The 10,775-nt window shown below is 44.7% G+C and carries 11 protein-coding genes; 7 read left to right on the forward strand and 4 right to left on the reverse strand.

The features are described 5' to 3' along the window. Positions 1-201: 201 nt before the first annotated feature. Together ACTIE0_RS17655 and ACTIE0_RS17660 are read right to left on the reverse strand one after the other, a co-directional pair. Positions 202-1,884 carry a M23 family metallopeptidase gene (locus ACTIE0_RS17655; protein ID WP_108614921.1) on the reverse strand — a complete coding sequence of 561 codons (1,683 nt, stop codon included), beginning with the start codon at positions 1,882-1,884 and terminating at the stop codon, positions 202-204. 145 nt (positions 1,885-2,029) lie between these two features. After that, entirely contained in the window at positions 2,030-2,752 is a 723-nt protein-coding gene (locus tag ACTIE0_RS17660; protein ID WP_006669672.1) for a biotin--[acetyl-CoA-carboxylase] ligase, read from the reverse strand. Between the two features lie 86 nt (positions 2,753-2,838). Between ACTIE0_RS17660 and pgeF the strand changes: the two genes are divergently transcribed. From pgeF to ACTIE0_RS17675, 3 genes are all read left to right on the forward strand, one after another. After that, positions 2,839-3,636 carry a peptidoglycan editing factor PgeF gene (gene pgeF, locus ACTIE0_RS17665; RefSeq protein WP_006625860.1) on the forward strand — a complete coding sequence of 266 codons (798 nt, stop codon included), beginning with the start codon at positions 2,839-2,841 and terminating at the stop codon, positions 3,634-3,636. Positions 3,637-3,919: 283 nt separating this feature from the next. Continuing rightward, positions 3,920-4,528, forward strand: a complete 609-nt coding sequence (locus ACTIE0_RS17670; RefSeq protein ID WP_006625858.1) for a CPP1-like family protein — start codon at positions 3,920-3,922, stop codon at positions 4,526-4,528. 68 nt (positions 4,529-4,596) lie between these two features. Next, positions 4,597-5,142, forward strand: coding sequence for a hypothetical protein (locus tag ACTIE0_RS17675; RefSeq protein WP_006669675.1), 546 nt, complete (start codon positions 4,597-4,599; stop codon positions 5,140-5,142). On the opposite strand, the gene ACTIE0_RS17680 is transcribed toward ACTIE0_RS17675, so the two are convergent. Then, positions 5,139-7,421 (reverse strand): pentapeptide repeat-containing protein, encoded by a 2,283-nt coding sequence (locus ACTIE0_RS17680; protein ID WP_006669676.1) that lies wholly within the window; start codon positions 7,419-7,421, stop codon positions 5,139-5,141. The genes ACTIE0_RS17675 and ACTIE0_RS17680 overlap by 4 nt on opposite strands. A 317-nt stretch (positions 7,422-7,738) precedes the next feature. Between ACTIE0_RS17680 and ACTIE0_RS17685 the strand changes: the two genes are divergently transcribed. The 4 genes from ACTIE0_RS17685 to ACTIE0_RS17700 all read left to right on the forward strand — a co-directional run bounded on the left by ACTIE0_RS17685 (position 7,739) and on the right by ACTIE0_RS17700 (position 9,750). Then, positions 7,739-8,317: a pentapeptide repeat-containing protein gene (locus tag ACTIE0_RS17685; RefSeq protein WP_006669677.1), complete on the forward strand. Its 579-nt coding sequence runs from the start codon at positions 7,739-7,741 to the stop codon at positions 8,315-8,317. 149 nt (positions 8,318-8,466) lie between these two features. Continuing rightward, a complete protein-coding gene (locus ACTIE0_RS17690; protein ID WP_006625854.1) occupies positions 8,467-8,832 on the forward strand; it encodes a translation initiation factor in 366 nt (121 codons plus the stop codon). Further along, positions 8,829-9,443 carry a 7-carboxy-7-deazaguanine synthase QueE gene (locus ACTIE0_RS17695; RefSeq protein ID WP_006669678.1) on the forward strand — a complete coding sequence of 205 codons (615 nt, stop codon included), beginning with the start codon at positions 8,829-8,831 and terminating at the stop codon, positions 9,441-9,443. The genes ACTIE0_RS17690 and ACTIE0_RS17695 overlap by 4 nt, the downstream gene beginning before the upstream one ends. Before the next feature lie 94 nt (positions 9,444-9,537). After that, positions 9,538-9,750 (forward strand): hypothetical protein, encoded by a 213-nt coding sequence (locus ACTIE0_RS17700; RefSeq protein WP_006669679.1) that lies wholly within the window; start codon positions 9,538-9,540, stop codon positions 9,748-9,750. A 141-nt stretch (positions 9,751-9,891) separates the two neighbouring features. On the opposite strand, the gene ACTIE0_RS17705 is transcribed toward ACTIE0_RS17700, so the two are convergent. Then, on the reverse strand, positions 9,892-10,014 hold the full coding sequence (locus tag ACTIE0_RS17705) for a hypothetical protein (protein ID WP_006625852.1): 123 nt from the start codon (positions 10,012-10,014) through the stop codon (positions 9,892-9,894). Between the last annotated feature and the right edge of the window lie 761 nt (positions 10,015-10,775).

The raw sequence follows: 10,775 nt of genomic DNA on the forward strand, positions 1-10,775 counted from the left end.
GGTGGCAGTCATATACAAGAGAACCGATAGTTCTGACTTGACTATAGCATATCTGACAAGGCGATCGCTCCTCTCCTTTCCTTCTCTTCTCCACTTCCGGGGATCCACAGATATTTTACCAAGTGAATTAGCAACCAATAAACCCGCCATACTATTGAAGGCGGGTAAATTATCAGTTTTTGGTGGCGCAAAACCTATCGCCTATTGTTGTGCTTTCTCCACGTTTTCTTTAAAGCCAAAGTTGATGGTAGGTGGTTCCAAATTGGGAACAATGATATCCATACCCGGAGGAAGGGGAGGCAGTTGAGGCAAACCAGTTTCCCAGTTCCTCGTTTGGTTAGGTAAGGCAGCAATAAATTCCTCTGCTGGTACTTCAGCCACGCGCAGAGTATTGATTAGTTGAGCGAGGGCAAATTCTATCTGTAATAGTGGATCAATCGCTACCCAGCCTTCATTAGTCAGCTTCCGTAACTCAAAGTGCAGGTGAGGTCCTGTAGACATTCCCGTACTTCCTACCCGTCCAATTACCTCCCCTTGTTGGACAAATTCTCCCGGTTTGACAAACAATTCTGATAGGTGAGCATAAAGGGTTTCTTTCGATTTTTTCTGGTGGTTAAGAACCACGGTTAAACCATATCCCCCTAACCAGTCAGCCAGGGTAACTTCCCCTGAATAAGATGCCACTACAGGAGTTCCGGTATCTGCTCCGAAATCAATACCTGTATGGAAGCTGCCAGTTCCCAAAATTGGGTGTTGTCGCCAACCAAATAATGAAGTAATTGGGGCGGGAATACTGAGGGGGAAAAGCAGGTGAGTATCTGAATTTCCGGGAAGTCTGGGGGGTCGCATGGTGCGCTTATAGTAACTCAAACCTGAATTACTCATCGCACTCATGCTGATGGGTCCCACTTGCACGGGACTTAATCCGGCTACAGGGACCTGATAGGAATAGTCTGGAGAGCCACCATAACTGGCGGCGACGTTTGTAGTTCCCCAGCCTCTGCTGTGGGCTGAGTGAGTTCTTCCTGTTGCTTGTTGACCGAATGAATGGGAAGGCTGACGGTGCTGAGTAACTGTTTTACCTCCCCCGCTGGGATATCCTGTCCCATAAGTAGGCTGACCAGGAATTCCAGCAATAGGTGCGGGTGGCGGAACACACAATCGATCAACAGTTTGACCGACTCCAACCACTGTTTCACAACCTGTCTGGCGCTCGGAAAAGATGACGGTTGAAGGCGCTTCATAACCACCGCCTCCTGTAGCCCCAATACTGTAATCTGTAGGGTCGATAAAGTTATGATCTGGGTTATTAAATGGTGTTCCCTGGGCTGTGGATGCAGATGGGGGAGAAATATTCTCATAAGAGGGTGGCGATGCCGTTTGGTGCTTTTCTGGCAGATAAATCGGCTGTTCTGGTGGGGCGATGTAACCACCTGACCTTTCTATGGGTGGCTCATAATAGGGTTCTGGTTCGTAATAGGGTTCTGGTTCGTAGTAAGGTTCTGGCGCTATATAAGATTCCTGAACTGGCGGCGCGTAATAGGGTTCTGGTTCGTAGTAGGGTTCTGGCGCTATATAAGATTCCTGAACTGGCGGCGCGTAATAGGGTTCTGGTTCGTAGTAGGGTTCTGGCGCTATATAAGATTCCTGAACTGGCGGCGCGTAATAGGGTTCTGGTTCGGGGGTGTAGGTGTTGTAGGATTCTAGGGGTTCGTTATCAAAGGGGATAGAAAATTCTTCATAGGCGATCGCACGATTTACCAATAATCCTACCCCACTCAAACAGCTTAATCCCAACGCCAGGGAGCGCCAGGACAGTCTACTATTATGGGAAATAGGCTGGGTAGATTTTACATTAGATTTAGAGTAACTGGATTCTGTCATTTCCTCACACAACCAGATGATAAATTGGGCAATTGTAGAATTGAGTTGTTTAGGCTTTAACCGAGTTTCATTCTACAGAGCCTGACGTACAATGGGGAAATAATTTCCCAGGGGGATGCTACTGCGTAGTCGCTCCGCGAAAGGGTTAAGAGTCCGATGAGTTCAGAAGAAGCAGTTGCATATAGGATGACATCAGACCCTTACTTCCCCTCTGTGCATAGTGCATTAACCCTAACTCGATACCCCAGATCACAATAGCTGCCAACATTTCTCGTGAGTTTACCCCAGGCGTAGTGGGATGTGCATTGAAAAATTCTTGCAGATTAATGCCAGTGGGGGGTACAGAGTTACTCCAATTCAGACCGACTCCAATCACGGCTTGGCTGATTTTTCCCTTGTGGACTTTAGTTTCTGTTAGGATACCACCCAATTTGCGTTTTGTCAGGAGCAGATCATTAGGCCATTTCAGCCATACGGGAATACCGCGCGAGCGTAAAACTGTAGCAATACCCCAAGCACTACATTGGGTTAACCAGGCTATATAGTTATGCTGTGGGGTAGCAGCATCTGTGATAGTCTGATGGAGGGCGAGGGCATAAGACAAGTACAATCCCCCCAATTCTGACTGCCACTCACGCCCCCATTGTCCCCGTCCTGCTGTTTGTTGGAGAGCGATCACTGTGGTTCTAGGGGCGGCTTTACCAGTGTTCAACAACTCCCACAGGGTTTCATTAGTGGAACCAAGCTGATCAAATATGAGGATAGACGGAGAAGCATCAAGGTCAAGGTAGGAGACCGTCGGCGAGCCAACAGCCACGGCGTTTTCTTGTAAAGCCTGTAAAGCACCCAGTATGCGATCGCAATCCATTTAATCAAATATCCCGGTAAGTTAAATCAATAATTGTCGCGCTTTCCCGGTTAAGCTGTTCCCTGAAATCTCTTTTCACTGACACAATGCACATCTGGACTTGGTATCAGTGGCAACAACTGCCCTATTTAACCTGTAGTATCTTAAAAGACTGGCCACATGGTTTTTTTTCGCGACGATTTAGCCCCCGTTCTCCTGTTGATTTAGTGCAGGTTCTGGAACCATCCGCCCAGGTCTACCGTCTCAAACAGGTTCATGGTAACCAGGTTTTCAAAACCACTCAGGTTTCCCCTATACCAAAAACTGAAACCAATAGCGAGGAAATATCCTGGTCGGAAGCTGATGGCTTAATAACCAATAAAGGCTTAGAATCCGTCTGGGTAGCCAGTGCTGACTGTGTTCCTGTGCTTATAGGTGATGTGGTAACCGGGCGAGTAGCTGCCATTCATGCCGGGTGGCGCGGTACATCTACCAGAATTCTACCATTGGCGATCGCTCAATTTCAACAGCAAGGCAGCCAGATTGCTAATTTACGAGTCGCCATGGGTCCAGCTATTTCCGGGGAATGCTATCAAGTCTCACAGGATGTAGCAGTCAAACTAGGCGCTACCCTACAAATGATTGATACAGCCAGCAGTATCTCCGAAATTTTAGAACCCTTATTCCACCTACCAGACCCCCCCCTATTGTCTGACCCGGAACCCGATCGCCTACGGGTCGATATTCGCCGTTTTAACGCTTTGCAACTCGAAGCCGTTGGTTTAGACCCTGAGCAAATAGCTATCTGTTCTGAGTGTACCTACAGCCAGCCTGAGCTATTATTTTCCTCGCGGCGCGATCGGCTGAAATTGGTTCAATGGTCTGGAATAGTTAGTTTTTCCTAATCTTGTTGCATCTGCCAAACCACCCCAGCCACACAATTCCATAGAAGATTGTGCTAAAATCAACCCATCATCTCATCATCTCATCTCTATGAGTTTTGATCGACTCATCACAACCGCAGGGCTGGCGGGGATGGTCTGGGTCAGGACTAGAAGACCAGAAACTCCTTGAGGGTAGAGGTGGGTGCGATGAAACAGTAAACCTAAATCGTCAGGTTTGGGAATCCCCGTCCGTTTGACGGCGGGTCCAATGTCAATTGATTAGACTCCAGTTAAATTAAATGCGATGAGCCAGCAAAGTCCTTATGAACACCTTGGGGTTACGATTGACGCATCCTTTGATGAAATTCAGGATGCCCGCGATCGCCTGAGAGAACAGCACACCGGTGAGCGCCAGGTGATAGAATCTATTGAGGCCGCTTATGATGCCATCCTTATGGATCGCCTCAGAATGCGCCAAGAGGGTAAAATCAAAGTACCTGAGCGGATTCGCTTTCCTGAACGCATCGCGGGGCCGCCTGCGAAGGAAGTTCAACCCCAGACCACTCCTAAAGCCTCCTGGTTGACTGGAATGTTCGATACGCCTTCTCGTGCGGAGTTGATGTGGCCGTCATTCATTTACCTGGGTTTGGGAGTTGTGAGCCTATATCCAGCTATTGAGATCTCCCTGCTACAACTTCCCCTCGCCTTGGGGGTGGCTACCTCTCTGTATTTTCTCAACCGCAAAGAGAACAAATTTGGTCGCTCGGTTCTGCTGACCGTGGGGGGATTAATTCTGGGATTAATCTTGGGAAGTTTACTTAGCCCCATGGCGGGAGCTACCCTATCAGTTGAACGGTTCATTACCTTAGTCACGCTGATAGTTTTGTGGTTAGTTAGTAGCTTTCTCCGGTAAAGGTGGATTAAGCAAGGTAAGCCTGGATATAGCCTGATTTTTCAGGGTTCACTGGACGTTAGATAATCATGGCTTTAAATCAGCAATATCCCTGGATAACCAGGGTATATTTTTTCGTGTTCTGTTTATTGACCATTACGGGATGGAGTGAAATAGGGCGATCGCAAACTTTACCCAATTGGGAATTTAATAAAACCGCCAAACCCTGCTTTCCTCAACGCGCTATCTTACCGCCACCACCCCTATCTCAAACAGAACTAAGTATTCCCAGCCTTTGGTTAGCTGAAAAACGCTACGGCGGCGAAACGCTCAATCAGTGGTTTATAGGAGAGGATTCTACCCCGATTCTACCAAATGTATATCTGGACAGGTTTATCACTTTAGTGGTTAACCGTTTCCAATGGAACCAGAAACGCTATCTCGAACAGTTTATATTTATCCATCATTTTGCCGAATTTACCCGCCACTATGGATATAATTTGCGGGTGTGTAACGATAATGGTAATTTAGTGGGATATTACATCTGTGATTTCCAGGTCTCTCCCATGAACTGCCAAATTCACCTAGAATCTAAAGGGTGGCGTATTCAGGATTTTCGAGTATTTACTGACTAATCCAACCGTGAACCTATCCACTTTCTGGTTTCGTCAGACAGTCCACAATTGTTCCCAAATTTGGCACCTGTTATATGGGCTTCAGTCAGATTACTACCAAATAAATTTGCACCCAATAAATTAGCATTGGAGAGGTCTGCTTGTGCGAGGTCAGCGTGACGAATAGCCGCCCGAAATAGATGGGTATGGCTAAGATTGCTACCAGCTAAATTAGCACGGGTTAAATCAGCATAGCTGAGATTAGCACCCATTAGATTAGCGTGGCTTAAAATACTATAGCGCAGTTGAGCATAAACCAACTTAGCACCAACTAAATGCGATCGCTCTAAACTAGCCTGATTAAGTTTAACATAGGAAAGATTAGCTTGCTCCAGCATCGCTCCCGTCAAATTAACCCTGTCTAGTTGCGCCCCCTGCAAATTGGCACCCTGGAGATTAGCCCCCGTTAAATCAGCTTCCGTCAGCGCCGCCTCTCGCAAGCAAGCCCCCCTTAAATCCACACCTCGCAAATTAGCCGATCGCAGTTGAGCGCCGCGTAAATTAACCCCCTGTAAATTAGCTTGACTTAAACAAGCACCATTGAGGTTAGCAAACTCCAAATTTGCCCCTTGTAAATCGGCATTTTCTAAATTAGTTGAGCATAACTTAGCCTCAGTCAAATCAACTGCTGTTAAATTAGCCCGATGAAGATTAGCCCCTGTTAAATCAGCACGATTTAAATTAGCCTGCTGCAAATCCGCCCGGGCTAAATTAGCATCTAGCAGACTCGCTTCTAGCAAATTACTCTGTTTTAAATTAACAATAAATAACTGAGTTCCATTAAGATTAGCCTGTTGGAGATTAGCACCCTCTAAATTTGCCAACCGTAGATCAAGCTCACTCAAATCCATTTGAATCATATTCACACCTCTAAAGTCTGCTCCCTTGAGATCCAGACTTTTTAAGTTAAGATTATTCAGATTAGCTTGACGCAAATCAAGTCCTTTACATTGAGAGAAAACCCGGTAAGCATCCAAGTTATCAGTCAGAGGTCCTGATACATCATCTTGATCCATCTTCACCAGGTGATATTGGACGTTTTCCGTAAAAATTGTCAATACCAGATTGAAAATTTCCAAAAACAATATAAACTGACGACATCGTTCTTCTTCATATTTTTGATAAAATTGAATCAGTTGAGCCACTTTTAACTCTAAGTGTACTTTAGACGAGTGGTCTAGTAAAATAACTTTTAGCATCAGAATAGCCAAGGTAAAAATACTACCATGATTAATCATAAATGTAAAAATAAAAGAGGGGTTCTCTCCATCCTCTATCGTCAAAAAGTCGATGAGACTATGACAGGTCCGAATTTTTAAATCGTCATTGATAATTCTGTAATCATGGAAATTATACAAATCTTTCAGTTGGGCGGAAATTTTGTCCCGCAAAATACGGGTAGTAGATTTTTCCCCGCTCTGAATCATTAAGTATTCAGGTAAGGCATTTTTAAAATCTCTATAAGTAACCTTATTAGTTTTTTTTAAAAACAATTCAGCTTGATGGGTATAGCTGTAAACGCGCTGGGTGGAAATGGTTTTTTTAAGTATATCTAAAACTTGATCTCCTAGCTGAGTAGGGTTTTTCATGTTGGTTTCATTTTGGAGTTGAGTTTTTGGTGATGAGTGAGCCAGATACATCGCCAGGTCAAATTTATACTGTTCTCGGAGTTGTTTAGATATATTTCGCGCTACCTCTTGCTGTTCCTGAGAGTTATTTGGGTCAATATATTGGTTAACTAATAAATAACTCTTATAACGACTACTCCAGCCCTGAGAATGCTGTAATACACAATGACGAATATCTTGAATATCAGCACTTTGCAGAAAATATTTAACCTGAGTTCTGAGTTTTCCTAATTCAGGATCGAGAATGTCATCTTCATCACTTTCGGTATTTTCTAGCTGTTCTAGCAGTAACTCAACGGCTTTATAATTGCGACTAATATACCAGTTATTGGCTAAAATATAACAACTTCTTTTCAGTATCGGATGAATGGCGGCTGTTGATGATGGCTGCTTCAGTTGAGTTCTCAAAGCATGATTAGCCTGTTCATCGCTACAGTTCAGATACCAAAATAATCCGATAAATTCTTCTAAGACTGTCTCGGAGTCATATTTTTTTACAATTTTAATAAAAAAATCAAAGATGATATCTGGTAAGTCTCTACTATCTTGAGCAGAATCCAGATTACCAGAGGAGTCTACCAGGTCAGTACCGGAATTATAAGTGTTGCTCATAAGATTGTATTTTCGGAATGACAAGAAACTAGAGCAAGTCTGTTGAATTACTTAGCCAGTTAGCGATCGCACTTTTTCAGCCGAGGGGATAATAGGGTATAATATAGTGCCAATTATATCCAAACCCACAATTAATGTCAATAATTCCTAAATTACATCATCCCTATTGTGCAGTCGCCGACTGTAATTTGAAAGGATATGCAGGATGTGGGGCTGACTGATACCCGTGGTTTTTTAAATTAAAATAAAGTTTTGCCCGATTGAACAAGAACTTAGGCACAATTGCAGTTAATCATATTGGAGATTAGGAAATTATCATGAATTCACAAGAACTGCTCAACCTTTATGCAGCAGGCGATCGCAATTTCCGGGATACAGACCTATTCCGGGCGGACCTGAGTAATGCTAACCTGAGTGGCGCGAACCTATTTCGGGCGAACCTATTTCGGGCGAACCTATTTCGAGCCAATTTGCTTGGTGTTAGCCTATTCAATGCTAACTTAATAGGAGCAAACCTGTATTGTGCCAACCTCAGCGGAGCCGACCTCAGCGGAGCCAACCTGACCCGGGCAGATCTAACAGGTGCCGATTTGAGTGGGGCCGATTTGAGTGGGGCCGATTTGAGCGGAGCCATTCTCACCCATGCTAACCTTAGTTATGCCGATTTGAGTCGAGCTAACCTCATGCGGGCTGAACTCGTAGATGCAGCACTGAGTCACGCCCAATTTCAGGGTACGAACCTCAAGGAAGCTAACCTAACCGGGGCATTGTTGCAAAACGTCAAATTTAAACAGGTTACCGGGTTAAATGCTGCTCGTATCCAGGAGTTAAAAGAACAGGGAGCCATTTTTGAGGAAGTTCCTAGTCCCACCCTCAACTCTAAAGTTACTGCCTGAGACAGCGCCCAGTCAAATTAATTGATGATTAACAACTATCAACTTGCCACTCTTGGCGGTTTTCCGCTATAGGTTAAATAGTTCCCCCTGCTGAGTCGGAAGATGGAAGTAGGGGTAACTTCCCGCTTTATGTCAATGAGTGATTAGTTATGGCCGCATCTAAGGGAAATTTTGATAGGAAATCGTCTCATAAGAATCGGATCGCTTACTCAGAGTTTGGCAATTCTTCTAATTCCGAAGCTATGGAACCAGGAGTGCCGGACTTACCCCCCCAGCAGCAAAACTTAAAAGTGCAGGCAACTCGTAAGGGACGGGGCGGTAAAACAGTCACGATTATTTCCGGCTTTCAAACCAATGACCAGACCCTGAGTAAGTTATTAAAACAATTGAAAAATCAGTGCGGCACTGGAGGAACCATGAAAGACCAAACTCTGGAAATTCAGGGTGATCATACTGATAAGTTGCTGCAAATACTTACTCAATTGGGATATAAAGCTAAAAAAAGCGGCGGATGATTACAATTCCAGTACATGAGACTTTTCAGCAAACCATCCAAGGGGAGGGTTATTGGGCGGGAACTCCTGTAGATTTTATTCGGTTGGCGGGGTGTCCGGTGGGTTGCCCTTGGTGTGACACCGGATATGCTGATGGCGGGAAAGGTTTACCCCGGAATATGCGTAGCTTTGATGAACTGTTGGCGGAGTTGGTGTCGCCCAGGGTGGTAATTTCTGGGGGTGAACCGTTTATATATCCTCAGTTACCTGATTTGGTGAGGGTATTAGAAGAAACTGGGAGGCAGGTTTCTATTGAGACATCGGGGGCGTTTTGGCAAGATGTTTCTGATCTATGCTGGATTACTCTGAGTCCCAAGGAACATATCAGCCCCCGTTATCCGGTGGTATCACAGATGTGGCGACGGGCTTCCGAAATTAAGTTGGTGATTGATGTGGGGGATGAGTTGGAGTTTTATCGATCCCGTTTGGCGGAAAATTCTACGATTCCGGTTTTTTTACAACCGCAGTGGACTGATATAGACCGCACTTTGCCTTTGGTATTGGCAAAATTAAAACAGTTTCCAGGTTATCGGCTTTCGGTTCAGCTTCATAAATATATTGGTGTGGAATAGATTGATTGATATTTCTTGGCAAACTGTAGTTTAGATAACAGGTTCTTGAGCGATTTTGATAAACAATAAATCAAGTGAGCTCCAGAGGTTTGTCATGCCGATCAAAAATTCTACTCCATCGACTTGTCGCAATTGCCTCCACTATAAATCTGAGGGGCGACGAGGCGGTGTTTGCCAGTTGTTTCACGGTTCTGTGCAAAGTGATTGGGCATCTTGTTCGCTGGCAAGTTCTCCCTTTATTTACTCTTGGGAAAAATTAGACACGGCTATTTCCGACCAGCGGTTAACTGTCAGTCAATCTGCATAGCGATCGCGATCGCCTATTGTCTATGTAACTAAGTAATTTTACCGAGTCTGTTTGTGTGAAGAATATTTCATCATAGAAAAGACCACTCCGCCAAATGGGAGTGGTTGTTTTCAGCGAATTAATGATCGGTGATCAATATAACTAAGAGCGAAAGCGAGAAAATCGCGCTGCTGTATGTTTAGCCACCATCAACAGCAAATAAATAGTCAACACATAACCGGTGGCGAGTAGGGGAATCATTAACGGTAATTCGTGGTAGTTCATAGGTGGTGCGGCTAGTCTGTGTGTGAGAGAGGAGCATATATGGGAGTTTAAGAGTAGCTACATATACATAGGGGCAGGTTTCCCACGCCAGGTTATAGCTGGGTGGCGATCGCTATCTAATCAGGGATACCACCAGGCACATCAACAAAAACTAACCAGAGATTTGCAACTCCAGAAAGTTTCCCTAATACCTATGCCAAGTTACCAGACTTCTACAGCAAGTCCGCCGCCTAAATATAAGCCTAGACCGTGCTGATTGGTCTTGAACCCACCAAGCCGCCACACCATAATCTGATGCCAGCTTAGGAACTTCTAAAATCGCCCCTAGCTATCCCCTCTTCTGTGGATAACCTGTGCAACAACAGCCAGTTAATATTTGGCTGCCACACCTGTTGCCCTTAATGTGTAGAATTTTCTTAAACTCTTAACAATTAACCTAACACAAAATTAACGAATTGTACCAATTATGAGAAAAAAATTTTCAGGGGCAATGGACAACGGATCATGGACAATAGGTGATGGGGGAGAGGGCAGAGATCATCTAGGGGTAGGCCCGTCTAGTAGCTAATTTGGCATAGTCCAAGATTAATCAACCCGCCCTGTAGGGGGTTCACGGTTAATTAGATTTGATGCAGGTGTGGTGAAGATCTCAAGTTGATGCTCTGGTGGGGTATAATCCCAGTTGAGAGCATGATTTAATCTCAAATTAGGTTAATATTTTAGGGCAATAGGGTCTAATAAGCGAGAAGAGTTGAGGATAA

It is taken from the genome of Limnospira sp. (assembly GCF_051859755.1).
In the GTDB taxonomy this organism is placed as follows: domain Bacteria; phylum Cyanobacteriota; class Cyanobacteriia; order Cyanobacteriales; family Microcoleaceae; genus Limnospira; species Limnospira fusiformis.